Origin of the sequence: Mesorhizobium sp. UC74_2, assembly GCF_042701485.1 — a bacterium.
Taxonomy (GTDB): domain Bacteria; phylum Pseudomonadota; class Alphaproteobacteria; order Rhizobiales; family Rhizobiaceae; genus Mesorhizobium.
Map to the genome: position 1 here is coordinate 666,100 of NZ_CP170562.1, position 14,111 is coordinate 680,210.

The 14,111-nt window shown below is 57.7% G+C and carries 11 protein-coding genes; 5 read left to right on the forward strand and 6 right to left on the reverse strand.

Annotated elements, in window-relative coordinates; all coding sequences use genetic code 11:
- Window positions 1-11 precede the first annotated feature (11 nt).
- A complete protein-coding gene (locus tag ACFJIU_RS03085) occupies window positions 12-884 on the reverse strand; it encodes a glycosyltransferase family 2 protein (protein WP_379067396.1) in 873 nt (290 codons plus the stop codon).
- A 245-nt stretch (window positions 885-1,129) separates the two neighbouring features.
- Here ACFJIU_RS03085 and ACFJIU_RS03090 point away from each other — a divergent pair, with 245 nt between their 5' ends.
- Window positions 1,130-2,362: a glycosyltransferase gene (locus ACFJIU_RS03090; RefSeq protein ID WP_379067397.1), complete on the forward strand. Its 1,233-nt coding sequence runs from the start codon at window positions 1,130-1,132 to the stop codon at window positions 2,360-2,362.
- Window positions 2,363-2,485: 123 nt separating this feature from the next.
- On the opposite strand, the gene ACFJIU_RS03095 is transcribed toward ACFJIU_RS03090, so the two are convergent.
- A complete protein-coding gene (locus tag ACFJIU_RS03095; RefSeq protein ID WP_379067398.1) occupies window positions 2,486-3,484 on the reverse strand; it encodes a glycosyltransferase family 4 protein in 999 nt (332 codons plus the stop codon).
- 190 nt (window positions 3,485-3,674) lie between these two features.
- Between ACFJIU_RS03095 and ACFJIU_RS03100 the strand changes: the two genes are divergently transcribed.
- From ACFJIU_RS03100 to ACFJIU_RS03110, 3 genes are all read left to right on the forward strand, one after another.
- Entirely contained in the window at window positions 3,675-4,943 is a 1,269-nt protein-coding gene (locus tag ACFJIU_RS03100) for a glycosyltransferase family 4 protein (protein WP_379067400.1), read from the forward strand.
- 237 nt (window positions 4,944-5,180) lie between these two features.
- The gene (locus ACFJIU_RS03105) at window positions 5,181-6,620 is read left to right on the forward strand and encodes a DUF4214 domain-containing protein (RefSeq protein ID WP_379067402.1); all 1,440 of its coding nucleotides are present in this window, start codon (window positions 5,181-5,183) and stop codon (window positions 6,618-6,620) included.
- Window positions 6,621-6,984: 364 nt separating this feature from the next.
- Window positions 6,985-8,280: a methyltransferase domain-containing protein gene (locus ACFJIU_RS03110; RefSeq protein ID WP_379067403.1), complete on the forward strand. Its 1,296-nt coding sequence runs from the start codon at window positions 6,985-6,987 to the stop codon at window positions 8,278-8,280.
- 257 nt (window positions 8,281-8,537) lie between these two features.
- On the opposite strand, the gene ACFJIU_RS03115 is transcribed toward ACFJIU_RS03110, so the two are convergent.
- Window positions 8,538-9,287, reverse strand: coding sequence for a LuxR C-terminal-related transcriptional regulator (locus ACFJIU_RS03115; RefSeq protein WP_379072942.1), 750 nt, complete (start codon window positions 9,285-9,287; stop codon window positions 8,538-8,540).
- A gap of 576 nt (window positions 9,288-9,863) precedes the next feature.
- Complete coding sequence (locus tag ACFJIU_RS03120; protein WP_379067405.1) at window positions 9,864-10,082, reverse strand: hypothetical protein; 219 nt, start codon at window positions 10,080-10,082, stop codon at window positions 9,864-9,866.
- Between the two features lie 497 nt (window positions 10,083-10,579).
- Here ACFJIU_RS03120 and ACFJIU_RS03125 point away from each other — a divergent pair, with 497 nt between their 5' ends.
- Window positions 10,580-12,019: a hypothetical protein gene (locus ACFJIU_RS03125; protein WP_379067407.1), complete on the forward strand. Its 1,440-nt coding sequence runs from the start codon at window positions 10,580-10,582 to the stop codon at window positions 12,017-12,019.
- Window positions 12,020-12,227: 208 nt separating this feature from the next.
- Here the strand turns inward: ACFJIU_RS03125 and ACFJIU_RS03130 are convergent, their stop codons facing one another.
- Window positions 12,228-13,157, reverse strand: a complete 930-nt coding sequence (locus ACFJIU_RS03130) for a glycosyltransferase (RefSeq protein ID WP_379067409.1) — start codon at window positions 13,155-13,157, stop codon at window positions 12,228-12,230.
- 539 nt (window positions 13,158-13,696) lie between these two features.
- Entirely contained in the window at window positions 13,697-13,912 is a 216-nt protein-coding gene (locus tag ACFJIU_RS03135) for a hypothetical protein (protein WP_379067411.1), read from the reverse strand.
- Window positions 13,913-14,111: the final 199 nt, after the last annotated feature.

The window sequence follows — 14,111 nt, forward strand, 5'->3', positions numbered from 1 at the left end:
GTCTCGAAATCTCACATTCTTAGGATGTATTCGGGTTCGATCCGACCCATGGCGACATGCAGGATCGCGAGCGCGTTGCCGCTGAGCCGGCCTCTCCTGTCGACATATGGCTCCGACCAAAAGCTCTTCAGGAGGTTGGCTGTGATGTTCCTGAACATCAGAGGAAGCGCGAATGAGGCTGGAACAGTGCCTTTCCTTATCAAGTAAATCGCATTGGCGACCTGCGAATAGCCGAACCGCTTTCCACTGACGCGCCCCGCTTTGATGCCAAGATGAACGCCTGTGATCGACGTCACGCATACAACGCGACCTCTGGATCTCAGTTGACTTGTGAAGTCGATGTCTTCCTGCCAGCCGTAGAGGACGAGGCGCTCGTCGAAGCGCAAATCGCCAACCAGCGAAGCGCGCACCGACATGTTGCATCCATAGGCTCCGACATGGTCGACTACCGGCGGCCCACTCGGTTTTCGTCCGTCGGCATCTCTCAACGCAGCTTCCGCATCGTCCCAGGTGAGACCGGCATTGTTGGCGCCATCCCTGACGACCCTGCCCATCACAACCGCCCATCCGTCGTTTCCAGCAAAAGCCTGCTCGATCTGCTCCAGGTATTGCGCGGATGGAACGAAATCGTCGTCGAAGAATGTGATGATGTCGAAACGATCCAGCGACGGTCCGAGAGCCGTGTTGCGCTGGGCAGCCGATCCTATGGGACCGAGAACACGCGACAGCGGGAACGGGCAGTTATCCGGGAGTTCGACATGTGTGGCGTCGGGTGCCGACAGTATGACCTCGTCAGGAAGTCTCGTCTGCCCACCCAGATATTCCAGCAGGCGAGCAACCTGCCCGCTGCGGCCGAGGGTTGGGATAATCACCGCAAGTTTCATTGCTCATCCAAGCGTGGCTCCTTCCAGCCTATGACGACGAGCGTGTTCAAACAGCCTGCATAAAAGTGGGTCTGACGGGCTCCACCTACCTCCGATCGCATTCTGTCGACGTATCTCCTGCGTGCGGCCCACAACCATTAGCAGTAGGCAGGCGTTCGAGGGGCGCAATCTCTGACCGATCGGACAACTTGCGGTGGGCGTGGGACGAAACGGAGACTGGAGCCTCGCGGAAGAAGGGGAGAATCATGCTCCATGAACGCTCTTCCGACCTGGCGACGGCCGCCAAGGTCGAAATGCCCATTGAGGAGTTTCCGGCTACTCCGGCAAAAGGTGTCGACAGACATGGCCGGATAGCGGTTGTTCACGACTGGTGTCCAAATTTCCGGGGTGGCGAGCGTGTTTTGGCGCAAATCTGCAAGCTGTTTCCCAATGCCGAGGTGTTCACGCTTTTCGATTTCCTCCCGGCCGAGGTGAAGGAGCAGTATTTCCGCGACGTGGAATTCCACACCTCTGCCGCCAATCGGATTCCAATGATCGAGAAATTCTACCGGTCCCTCTTTTTCCTTTGCCCCTTCCTCATCGAGCAGTTCGACGTAACAGGCTATGACGCGGTTATCTCTTCCTCGGCCGCATTTTCTCGAGGGGTGATCACAAGACCCGATCAGCCACATCTGTGCTATGTGCACAGCCCCGTGCGTTATGCCTGGGACGAGCAGTTCTCTTATCTTCAGCAGGGCAGACTGGGTTTCGGGCCGAAGGGAATGCTCTACCGCTATATGCTGCATCGTCTGAGGACGTGGGACACGAGAACCGCTCACGGGCCGGACCTGATGCTGGCGAATTCAAACTACGTGCGTTCCCGGATCCAGCATATCTATGGGCGTGACGCGCGTGTTGTCTTTCCGCCCGTCTGCCTGAACGAACTACCCTGCGTCGAGGACAAGGGTGATTATTACGTCTCTGCGTCTTTCCTCGCCCCCTACAAGCGCACCGACCTGGTGATCAAGGCCTTCAATGAGATGCCGTCGCGACGGCTGGTCATAGTCGGAGAAGGGCAGCAGTCAGCCACTCTCAGGTCACTGGCCGGTCCGAATATCTCTTTTTCAGGTTTCCTGCCCCGCAAGGAATACGTGGATACGCTTGCTCGGGCGAAGGCGATGGTCTTTGCGGGTTGCGAGGACTTCGGCATAGCGCTCGCTGAGGCGCAGGCCTGTGGTACGCCGCTGATCGCCTTCGGTCGAGGCGGCGCGGTCGATATTGTCCGGCGCCTGGGGACAGATCACGAGCCGACGGGCGTGCTGTTCAAGACCCAAACCATTGAGGATGTGAAGGAAGCCATCCTGCGGTTCGAGGAAAATAGTCACCTCATCACGCCGCAAGCGTGCGCCAGGAATGCACAGCGCTTCTCGGAAGAGAATTTCGATCGGGCTGTGCTGGAGTCGATCGGAGCCGTCCAGGCACTTCACGGTATCACATGAACTCACCTAACCGCTCGCCCCCGGTTTCGGTATCGATGCCGTCAGCTGCAGCCATCGCCTCCAGGTAGCGCAAAGCGCTTACCCTCCAGCTGAAGGCCAAGGCTCTGGCCTTTCCCTTGGCCGTCAGCTGCAGGCGTAGGGTCCTGAATTGCGAAGGCTCATGAAACGGTCGAACCATGCATGCGGGCTGTCGGCTGCAGCATACAGTGCCGCATTTCCGCAGACCTCCGGTAGGCTGGCGCGATCCGACACCACAACCGGGCAGCCGAGGGCCATCGCCTCGACAACCGGCAAACCAAAGCCTTCGGTCAGCGAAGGAAACGCCAGGCAAAGCGAGTCGTGCAGCAACGCGGCCAATTCGCTGTCGCGAATGCGTCCGAGCCAATGAATGTTTCGTGCGTCAGCCCTGGCTGATCCTGTGTTGAAAACACGCGGATCCGACATTCCGACAACCGCGATCTTCAGCCCTGCCTTTCCAAGGCGGTCGGCCAGCCCAAGAATGAGGCCTGCGTTCTTGTGGGGCGCGGCGCTGCCGATCATGACGACGGTATCGCGTGAGGCGACCAACCTTGTCGCTACCGAGTGTTCAGGTTTCCACATCAAGGCGTGTTCATGACCGTTCGGGGCAACGAAGGCCCGACACGGAGGGACAATGTTGCGCCGAACCAGCTCGTTCAGCGAAAAATTGGAAACTGTCGAAATATTGCATGCGGTTTTGCCAAGGCATGGGAGCAGCGCCTTGTAGGAGGCCCTGAAGCCGAGTGAATAGCTGTGAGGGGCATTCCAGACGTTTGCATCGTGAATGCAGACAATGTGCTTGCGCGACAGGAGTGGCCCCGTATTGCACAGGCTGAGCAGCCCACCGCCTTGCAACGAGGCGGCCAGCTTGGTCTGTTCCCAGAGATGTCCACCCGTGCTGCCGATCTTGCAACATTCGATGGAATCGAGCGGGAAATCCAAGCTATCCGGCGGGCAGTGAAGCCTGAGCTCAAGCCCACGGGTGAGGAGGGCCCGCTCGGCGATCAAAGTGTCCAGCGAGCGGACGATTTCTCTTGCATACCGCTGAACGCCGGTTGTCGGTTGGGAAAGAAAACGCCCGTTGATCGTCCAGTGCCGTGCCATGTCAGCCTCGCGATGTCGTTAGTTTGAAGCCGCAATCGCGAGCGGTCACTACGGCCATTGGGTCATCTGGTTGCGTCAAGGATCATCCAGCCAGGCGAGAACAGAGGGGGGAGTACCTCAAACGTTCGAGGGTCGCTGCGTTTCGCTGAGTGTTAGTCTTGCCGCCGGTCCTCCAAGGTGGAGCAGGGCGATGGCCAGATCTGAACTTTATTCGGCGCCGGTTGGACAAGATGGGCATTTGAACGGAAACGGCGTAGCCGCAGCAGCGGCACGGTCGCTTCCGGGTGTCTCGCGACATCTGCCGGGCCATCCCGATCGAACATCAATGGATATCGAGCCGCCCAGACGGCGCTGGACGATCAACGGAGACTTCACCCTCCTTCCGCGTAATGGGATAGCGCGTTACGCATGTGAGGTGACGATGGCACTCGATGCCCTCATCTCGGAGGGGCATCCTCTCAGCCATGACCTGGAAATTGATGTCGTGGTGCCACGTCCGCTGGCTGAGCCTCTCCCGCTGAAGGCGATACCGGTGCGGGTCGTTCCCGAGTTCAGCAGGCCACGAATACCTCAGTTCTGGGTTCAGGCACAGCTGCCCTGGCATGTGCCTGGAGGCCTGCTGAGCTTTTGCAATCTCGCACCGGTCGTGTTCAGACGTCAGATTGCATGCATCCATGACATGCATACAAGACTGATGCCCTCGAGCTACGCGCGGGGATTCCGTTGGGCGCATCGCATCGTCCTGCCGCTGCTTGGCAGGCGGGCCGCAAGGATCACGACGGTTTCGCAGCTCTCACGCAGGCATCTGGTCGAGTTCGGGATCGCACGCGAGGAAAACATCTTCGTTACCTACAACGGCAGCGATCATGCGAAGCGGTGGGACTCAACAAAGTCTTCCTTGGCTGTCAATCGGGGCAGACCCTATGTCGTTTGCCTGGGCCGAGGGGGGCAGGAATATAAGAACATGGGGCTTGTCGCCCGCCTTGCCCCGCTACTGGATGAAATGGGTCTCGACCTCTGGATGCCGGGCGATGTCGACGAGACCGCCATCCTGCGGCACGTCCCGGAAATGCCGGAGAACATCATCCTTCTTGGGCGCGTAACCGATGACGACTTCAAAAAGGCGCTCGAAAGCGCCCTTTGCTTCCTGCTTCCATCACGGATCGAAGGTTTCGGATTGCCAGCAGTTGAGGCGATGGCCTCGGGTTGCCCGGTGATAGTCTCGACTTCGCCCTGTCTGCCTGAAATCTGCGGAGATTCTGCCCTCTATGCGGGTCCTGACGACGTCTGTTCATGGCTCGAAAACGTTCGCCGGCTGGCAACCGATCCTGATCTGCGCAAACGAATGATTGACAAGGGGCATGCGAGGGCGAGCAGTTATTCCTGGCGCTGGATAGCATGGAGCTATCTCGAGCTTATGATCCAGGTCGATGCGGATTTCGGGGAATTCCACGAATAATCGCCTGCGCGGTTCAGTTGCCCTGTGACAGGGCCCTCATCAATTCGCTTGGTCTTGGGCAGTCCGGCTCATCGGGTACCAAATCAAGGCAATCGCGATCAAAAGGTCATGCCGTCTGATGGCCAAGTCTCCGCCTTCAAAAGAGGTAGGCCAAGATTTCATATGCCCATATAGGCAAATTGCTTCCGGCTCCCGCAGTTCCGACTATTCCAAATCTCGAGTGTCGTGCAGGGAGGCATGATCGCCATGTCGTTTCGTTTTGCAGTTGCCGCTGCTGCGTTGCTGACAACAGCCGCGCCCGCGTTCGCCGATTTGCTCTGGGGAGTGAATGGCCATCCGGTGATTTCCTACCCGGACGTTCCAATCGAGAAACAACTCGACTTCGTCAAAAACCTCGGCCTCAAATCATATCGGGTCAATGTTACCTCCGCAGATGAGGCGGATAAGCTTGCCAGCGTTGTGACGGCCGGGAAAGAAAGAGGCATCGATATCCTGCCCGTGATCACCCCCGGATTGGATCTGGAGCAGAACAGTCCGGATCAACTCTATGGCGAAGCGCGGAAATTGGCGTCCGTCCTTGGCTCCAGGTTCAAGAGCGATATCCGCGTTTGGGAGCTCGGCAACGAGATGGAGATCTACGCCCTGATAAAGCCCTGCGAGAAACGCGATGACGGATCGCAATATCCTTGTACGTGGGGGCCTGCGGCTGGGCGGGGAGTGCTCGACTACTATGGTCCGCGCTGGGTGAAGGTGAGCGCCGTCCTCAAAGGTCTGTCCGACGGAATGACGGCGATCGACCCGACCATAAGAAAGGCGATGGGAACGGCTGGATGGGGGCATACCGGCGCCTTTGCCCGTATGAAGCAGGACGGGATCGCCTGGGATATCTCGGTCTGGCATATGTATGGGGAAGATCCGGAATGGGCTTTCCGCGAGATTTCCTCATACGGCAAGCCCATCTGGGTCACCGAATTCAACAATCCCAACGGAAGTCAGCGCAGCGAGCGGCAGCAGGCTGAGGGCATCAAGCAAACAATGACGCGGCTTGCCGAACTCCAGGACAAATACAAAGTCGAAGCAGCTCACATCTATGAGTTGCTGGATGAGACCTATTGGGCCCCGAGCTTCGAAGCCAACATGGGGCTGGTCAGACTTGCCGCCAACAACCGCGGTAAATGGACCACCGGCGAACCGAAACCTGCCTACATGGCTGTTCGAGACATCACGCGGGGCCCGCAACCGCTGCCCAAGCCGCAGCGCTACTGCGATGCCGATGCCAGGTCTGCCGATGGCTCCAACCATGACCGCCAGGCGAGTTTTGCCTATTGCCTCGTCCTCGGCCAAGACGGCGATGCCGCCAGCTTGAACCGTTGGTCTCAAGCGCTCGAGAATGGCGATGCCGGGGTTGTCGACGTGGTCATGGACATGATCCGCTCCAAGGAATTCGAGACCAAATACGCCACCATCGGCCTCACGGACCGCGCCTATGTGAGCTTTCTTTACCTGTTGCTGCTGGATCGCCCGGCGGACAATTATGGGCTGGAGACCTATTCCCGCCAGTTGCGGAAAGGATCGATGACGCGAGACGCGGTGGCCCTGGGCATCATCAATTCAAGCGAATTCAGGTCTCGGCATGCTGCCATGCGGGAGACTACAGATATGCCGGCGCCCGGTTAAGTCAGAGGCGGTTGGCAGATCTGGCCATTTAGCGGCTCGTTCGGACGATGGCTGCGTATCACCCAGCTTGCTCAAGCAAAGACCGGGGATTTCTGACATCGCCGGCAAGGTGGAATAGCTATCCAAAGCCTTAGGTGGCTATTTCTATAGCGGTATGTCGGGTCAACGGCCTTAACCGTTCGAGCTTGCCAGATGTCGCCCTCGCCTCACTCGATTCCCTTTAAAGACTAAAGCGCCCGACACATAGGCAAATCGACCTCACAGGCGTCCCACCTTAGCCTCCCAATACATTTCACGGAGGACCCGGGGCATCACACACAAGGCCCTGCGGCTCGTTTTCCAAGCAGATGGAATGGAGCAGACAATGAACATCCAGGCGGTTGATGTTGTTCGCGATCACACCGCGAGAAGCCAGAAAACCGGCTGCAGGCTTTGCGGTTCGCGCCTGCAGCACACACTGGTCGATCTTGGCATGTCACCGCCTTGCGAGAGTTTCCTGCGGGCCGACCAACTCGATCAGATGGAACTCTACTATCCGCTGAACGTCCTTGTCTGCGACACCTGCTATCTGGTGCAGATGAGGGAGTACATAAGCCCTGAAACCCTCTTCAGCGAGTATGCGTGTTTTTCTTCCTTCTCGACCAGCAGCGTCGCCCATGCGAAGGTCTATTGTGAAGCGGTCACGAAACGCCTTGGCCTCGGCGCCGACAGCCTGGCGGTGGAACTCGCCAGCAACGATGGCTACCTGCTCCAGCACTTCCTGCCACTCGGCGTCCCGGTTCTTGGCATCGAACCAGCCGCCAACGTTGCGCACGCCGCGGTGGGCAAAGGCGTGCCGACCAGGGTCGATTTTTTCGGCGTTCGCCTGGCTCACCAGATGGTCGCCGAAGGCCTTCGTGCTGACCTCATCATAGGTAACAACGTTCTGGCTCGAGTGTCGGATCTCAACGACTTTGTCGCTGGAATGAGGATCCTTCTGACACCGCAAGGCGTGGTCACTCTCGAGTTCCCGCACATCGAGCGTTTGATGGCCGAAAACCAGTTTGACACCATCTACCACGAGCATCTTTCCTACTTTTCGTTGCTGACCGTCGATCTGCTGGCGAAACGTCACAGAATGCGCCTGATCGACGTCGAGGAGCTGTCCACGCGCGGGGGATCGCTTCGCGTCTACCTCGCCAACAAGGAAAGCACCTGGACCGCAAGCGACAGTGTTGGCCAACTCCTTGATCGAGAGAAACGGCATGGAATGACCGAAATGGCGACCTACGCCTCCTTCGGTGAAAAAGCGCGGCGCGCCAAGCGAGATCTCCTTGCGTTTCTGGTTTCGGCCAAGAACGAGGGCAAGAAGATTTGTGGCTATGGTGCGCCCGGCAAGGGCAACACGATGCTCAACTACTGCGGGGTCGGTCCCGATTTCCTTGATTTCACGGTCGACCGAAATCCCTACAAACATGGGTGTTTTACGCCGGGCATGCACATCCCGATCAAACCGGTCGATGCGATCGATCATACGAAGCCGGATTACATCTTGATCCTTTCCTGGAACCTGAAGGACGAGATCATCAAGCAGATGCATCACGTCGCCGGCTGGGGCGCGAAATTCGTCGTGTCGACTCCTTTCCTGACGGTGATCGATCCATCGGAGTTTCCTGGGTGAAAGGCGTGCTTCTCGCCGCCGCGATACCCGCATCCGGGACTGTTTCGACAGCATACCGAAACCGGTCGGCTGTCAGGGAGTACGTCAGGAATGAGGAGGGTGCTGGCTGGCTACCCTGAGGGCCTGGCCAATGTCGACCTCGACGAGGTGACCGCGAATTCATGCGCCATCTATGTCCTGGCGCGGCAGTCAAATGGCAGAGAGAAATCAAAAAGGTCCGTCGAGGCAAGCCCTCGGCGGACCACTGTGAAACATCATCACTCCTGCGCCGGCGCGCCTTCACCGAAAAGGTCGTTCACCTTATAGGCAACTTCTGTCCTGTTGGTGGCCTTCAGTTTCTTCATGATGTTTCGAATATGAACCTTCACAGTGCTTTCGCGCAGGTTCAGTTCGTGAGCGATGATCTTGTTCGCCTTGCCACGCCGAAGTGCCTGAGCCACTTCAGCTTGGCGGTGCGTGAACATCGTCGTCAGCGAACGCGTGTCGCGGCTGCCCGAGGCAAGCAGATGCCGCATCGGCAGCACACTGCAGGCTGGTACGAAGATGCCTCCGGCCGCTGCAAGATTGACGGCTTCGACACAAACATCAATGCCAACCGACGTCGGAATATAGCCGCGCGCACCGCATTCGAGGGCCGTTAGTATTTGCGCCAGGTCTTCCGTGTCAGCCAGTATTATCACCGGCACCGAGTTGAACTCCGATGAGATCAACTTGATCTCATTCGCAATGCTTTGTTCGGTGATTTTGCGCCCGCCAAGGTTGAAGAGAATGGCGGTTAGTGGAGGGTATTCATCTTGCCTTGTGCGCCAGTCTTCGATTGTACCCATGGCAGCAACTGTCATGCCAAGGTCATGGTCTTCGAGGGCACCAGCCAGGCACTCTCGGTCCAAAGCCCTTCCATCCAGAATAAGGAGGCACTCCTGTTCATTGCCTCCTTCAGTAACTCTCGACGAGATTTGTGATTGATTTGTCGAGGCCGAATTACGCAGTCCGATTGCAGAACCCATACTAACACCCCATTTTCGCCCATACGAGGCGCCCTCGCGACGCCTCAGTATAACCCACTGAAAAAACTGGATATTTTGTAAGTGATTCGTGAAGATGCAGCCGGACTTCTGCAGCCTGTAGTGCCCGCCCATTTCTTCCCACGCCACCTAGAATTGAATAGTTTATGCTTAACAAACGGTCGCTAACCTAAGTTAATTTTCTAAAAAAAAAAACTTTAGACCATCTTGGCCATGTCAAAACTGCTGCTGGTGGCAAGTTGAGAGGGGTCCGTTTGCAGGCCGGCACCCAAAGTGAGCCTTCACGTTCATCCGAAGGGTGGATGACGAGCCAAGCGTCCTTGTGGGGTCTTAGCCCAAAGGCTTCGTTGACGGCATACGCGGCCCGAGACGAACATCAGTGTGCCTGCGTCTGCCCGGGTGACGGGGTCTGTCTACGGATAATTCGAGACAGGATAGGGGGGCCACCCGCCCAGCCCCCAGTGGCTCCCCTATCGCCTGGGCGTGACCAGATCGAACGGAAAGCCGCCTGCGGCATGGCCGTCACGCAGCTAGACGTTGACAGAATTTGCAAGGATGTCAGGCGTTTCCCTGAGGGTCGATCTCACTTAGCCGGTACTCGCTTGTTTCTTCACTGCGAGTTGGAGCTTCGAAGGCATCGATCAACTTCCTGGCGGCTTTGTTCGCAACGTGGGAGTCGGGATACTGCGCGGTCACGGCTCGTGCCCGTTCGTAAATCTCTCTGATTTGCTCGACCTGCTTGGGGCCAAATGCGCGATGCGCAACTTGGGTGGTCATTTCGTTTAAACTCCTCATGTCGGAGTCTGGAGAACCCAGCCCATACCCAGAACTCGATCAGTCTCCAATTAAACGACATCAACGATTGTAGACAAAAACCTGCCTGCAACGGCTGTATAAGCGTGACACTTCTCGCCGTCGAGGCGTTCTTTAGTCTGCGCCCGCGCGAGTCTGGTATCAGCCGTTTGCAGGATGGGCCGGGGCCAGGGTCCGAAAAACCGCTATTCGGTTCATCGTAACTATTGGGCGGGCGAACGCTCGATCTCCGTTCTACACGGGGTCCTGCGCCGGTTCACCCGAATGGCCTACGACCCGAACTCTCGACGGGCACGCGGAACGCGGCGCTGATGGAATGATCTGCGCTACGGCTTCTTGTGGACGCAGGGCTACGCCGTTTGACTCCCTTGCCGGGGGCGCAGGCGTGTCGAAAATGCGTCATCGAGAAGCGCCTTACGTCAACAGCATCGGGATCAGCCGAGCGGGAGGCTCAACCAGCAATGCAGGTGTCTTTGCCGGGTCTGCTGGTGTGCGTGGTGATTCTGGCCATTGCCTATTATGCCCGAGGCATGTTGATGGTCGGACTGATCGCGTCCCAGGCATTTGGAGCGACGGCCGTCGTGACCCTCACCTTCCTGGGAGGGTCGTCTCCCCTGATCTACACCCTGTTCGAGACGCTGCTTATCGCCGCCGTCGCTGCGAGGCGCCGCATCTGGCTCGACCTCGGAAGCGTGTTTGGAAGCATTCGCCCCCTCTGGGTTCTGGCAAGCGTCATGGTTTACGCCATGATCGGAGCGTGGCTGTTTCCGCGGTTCTTTGCGGGGCAGACGGCGGTCTTTGTCCAGTCGAAAATCCGGGGCACCGTCGTGGAAGCGTCCTTGACCCCTATCTCGGGCAATATCTCCCAGACGGGTTATTTCATTCTCGGCGGGCTTACGACCATTGTGCTTTGCACCCTGCTGTTGCACGCCGAAAGGATCGACCAGATACGCCGTGGGTTCTTCTTATGGTGCGGCCTGCACGCTGGCATGGGGATAGTCGATTTTATCGGCAAGAATGCAGGGATAGGAGATATCCTCGCTCCGATCAGAACCGCCAACTATGCGATAATAAGCAATGCTTATGAGGCTGGTTTCGCGCGCATCACCGGAGCTTTTTCCGAGGCTTCTTCGTTCGCCGGCGCCTCCCTGACCTGCCTCGCATTCTCCTATACCTACTGGAGACGGACCAAGTCGCGTCTTTCGCAGTGGTTGTCGGTCATCCTGCTTTTCTTGACCATCCTGTCCACTTCTTCGACTGCCTATGTCGGCCTCGCTTTGCTGTGCATTCCAGTGGTACTTTCAATGTCGGCATCAATCTTCCGGGGTAGGGTCGAGCGCGAGGAGATATTGATTGCCCTCTTCATGGTGCTGGGGGTGATTAGCATCCTGGGCATCAGCCTTTACCGCGCTGACGCGCTCGATCCTTTTGTCAGGCTTATCAACAGCACCATCATCAACAAGGCCGATTCCGCCTCGGGACAGGAGCGTGCCTATTGGAACGTCAAAAGCCTGCAGTCCTTTGTTGACACAGGCGGCCTTGGAGTCGGTTTCGGCAGTTCGAGGGCATCAAGTTGGCCGATCGCAGTACTGTCTCAGCTTGGCCTCTTTGGATCGTTGATGATGGCGATGCTGCTCGGCGTCCTGGTTCGGGGATTGAGCGGCGTGCAGGACTGGGTGGCACCTGAGACGGTGGCTGTCGTATTGAGCATCAGGAATGCTTCCTTTGCCGGCATGATTGCGAGCTCGATCTCGGGCGGTAGCGCCGATCCCGGCGCCCTGTTTTTCATTGCAATCGCCGTTGTCGCCGCCACAAGGGTCAAGGCCCTGCGCACGGCGGCTGACTTTGAGCGGTACGGCAGGTATCGAACGGTACAATCCACCCCCGCTTTCGAGGCCTGAGTTCATTTCCAGGTCTTCGCAGACTCACACTGTATGGGACCAGCATCGAGGCATCGCCCGCAACGGCTCAATCCGTTTCTGGAGCTGCAAGCTGACGATCGGTCCGTCGAGAAGCGCGACAACATGCTCCGCCAGCATCTCTGTCCGCCCTGAGATTGATATGTAGGGGCGAGGCAGAGCGACAGCCAAACGTGTGTCCCGCGAGCAGTCACTCACCTGTCAGAAGCTCTCGCCACTTCTCCAAGAAGCGCTCTTTCGACGCGCGTGCGGCAACCTCGCGCAGTCGGAGGCTTGTCTCCGCCTTTTCGGCCGGTGTCCGTGAAAGGGCGTGCCGCATAGCTCGTCCGATTGCAGCCCTGTCCTTGGGCGGCACTTGCAAGCAAGCACCCTCAACTGCTTCCACCAATGCACTCTGTTCGGAGACAATGGGCAACAGGCCCATATAGGCAGCCTCCAACGCCGGCATGCCAAACCCTTCAAGCAGGCTTGGCAGAACGAACGCTTCTGCGTGCGCGTAGAGCCAGCGCAACTGGCTATCCGGCACATATCCCGGCATCACAACGCCAGGCACCGATTTCGCAAACTCGATGATCTTGTCGCGGCCTTCGCCGCGCGAACCGCACAACACGTATCTGACGCCATGCTGGTGGAAACCGCCATCCCGAAATGCCTCAAGCGCGGCGATCTGGTTCTTGCGGGTTTCGAAGGCGCCAACCGTCAGGAAGAAAACGCCATCGAGCCCGGGAAGCGCTTCAACGGGCCCCTCAAACAGTCCCGCGCGCACGTACAGCGGGATCGTGGTCAAGAACCGGAAGTTCACTCCATGGATTGAACTGAAACCGTTGCGCGACCAGTCACTGACAAAAACAATGGCCGGCCTATGCCTGCTAATTTTCTCGTATGCGGCACGATAATTCTCGACGGTCTTCGCATCGTAAAGGTAGCTGTGGCTCAATGGGCCGACGTCATGGCAAAGGACGATATCCTTTTCGGTCAGCTCCGATCTCAGTACAAAAAGTGGATCGAGGAAGATTCGCGTGCTTTCCTTGTTGGCCTTGGAGCCAATCAAGCATCGCCGACTGTCTCCAAGCCAGTTGATTTCCATCATCATCAACCGGGCGGCGATCTTGCGGGCCAAGCCTTCGGGAGCCCTGGAACCAAGTCGCCAGTACCGAACCTGCGCGTGTTGCGGCACGAACTCCTGACAAAGGTCCCTGGCGATATGCCAGGCCCCAGTTCTGTTCAATATTGACAACGAATTTTCAAAAAGCGGACGTTCAGCGGCTGAAGCCGCGAACAGATCCGAACGACCCGGTCGTGCTCTTGCCGGAGGACTTTGCCGTCTTTCGCTATCCAGCAAACCGTTCACCCGATTGCAGTTCTCGGACCGTCGACGGCTTTCATCCAATACCCAACTGTATCGGGAAATCGTCGTCTGAACGCCAAAAGCCTATCGATTGGTTGGTTTTCCTGTCAACGGAACTGCGGGGGAGGAGGATCGCCAAAAAGAACAGGTCGGCATTAAGCTTATTGGATGGTTCGGTTGCATTCGTCGACAAGCAGGACAAGACGGTTCTCCCGAATGAACGGCATTGGACAATGGACGGCGACCGCGCCAGTGGCAGCCGCGGCGATCAACGCGGGCAGACTGGGGACCGATTCAGCCACCAGCTCGGATCAGGACGTCGGGCCGTCCGCGAGCAAATCCAGCATCTCGCTGCGCGAAAATCGCATTGTGTAGCGGTAGAGTGATTTATTGTCGTAAAGACAGCCGGCGCAGAAGCGCAACTGGACGTCATCACCGTCGACGTCCACCTCGATCAGGTTAAGTGGCTGTTCAAGAATTGTCTTCTCGAGTCCCGGTCGCTTTGCCGGTCCAATCTTTATATTCATCACGAGTTGCCCCTGCCGACCCAAACAATGTGACTGGACGAATGGGGCCCAACGCACCCCACCTCTGACAAATGTTGCCATTTGCGTCCAACCCAGGCCGGATGAACTGCCTCGTTTTGAATGAGGCCCACGTACATCTGGGGCGATGTAAGAACAACAGGATAGCCATTCGTCGGCCTGATCTCCAGCCCCGTTGGGT

Coding starts and splice junctions, on each gene's coding strand:
- ACFJIU_RS03085 (WP_379067396.1), bottom strand. CDS start 884: ATGAAACTTGCGGTGATTATCCCAACCCTCGGCCGCAGCGGGCAGGTT.
- ACFJIU_RS03090 (WP_379067397.1), top strand. CDS start 1,130: ATGCTCCATGAACGCTCTTCCGACCTGGCGACGGCCGCCAAGGTCGAA.
- ACFJIU_RS03095 (WP_379067398.1), bottom strand. CDS start 3,484: ATGGCACGGCACTGGACGATCAACGGGCGTTTTCTTTCCCAACCGACA.
- ACFJIU_RS03100 (WP_379067400.1), top strand. CDS start 3,675: ATGGCCAGATCTGAACTTTATTCGGCGCCGGTTGGACAAGATGGGCAT.
- ACFJIU_RS03105 (WP_379067402.1), top strand. CDS start 5,181: ATGATCGCCATGTCGTTTCGTTTTGCAGTTGCCGCTGCTGCGTTGCTG.
- ACFJIU_RS03110 (WP_379067403.1), top strand. CDS start 6,985: ATGAACATCCAGGCGGTTGATGTTGTTCGCGATCACACCGCGAGAAGC.
- ACFJIU_RS03115 (WP_379072942.1), bottom strand. CDS start 9,287: ATGGGTTCTGCAATCGGACTGCGTAATTCGGCCTCGACAAATCAATCA.
- ACFJIU_RS03120 (WP_379067405.1), bottom strand. CDS start 10,082: ATGACCACCCAAGTTGCGCATCGCGCATTTGGCCCCAAGCAGGTCGAG.
- ACFJIU_RS03125 (WP_379067407.1), top strand. CDS start 10,580: ATGCAGGTGTCTTTGCCGGGTCTGCTGGTGTGCGTGGTGATTCTGGCC.
- ACFJIU_RS03135 (WP_379067411.1), bottom strand. CDS start 13,912: ATGAATATAAAGATTGGACCGGCAAAGCGACCGGGACTCGAGAAGACA.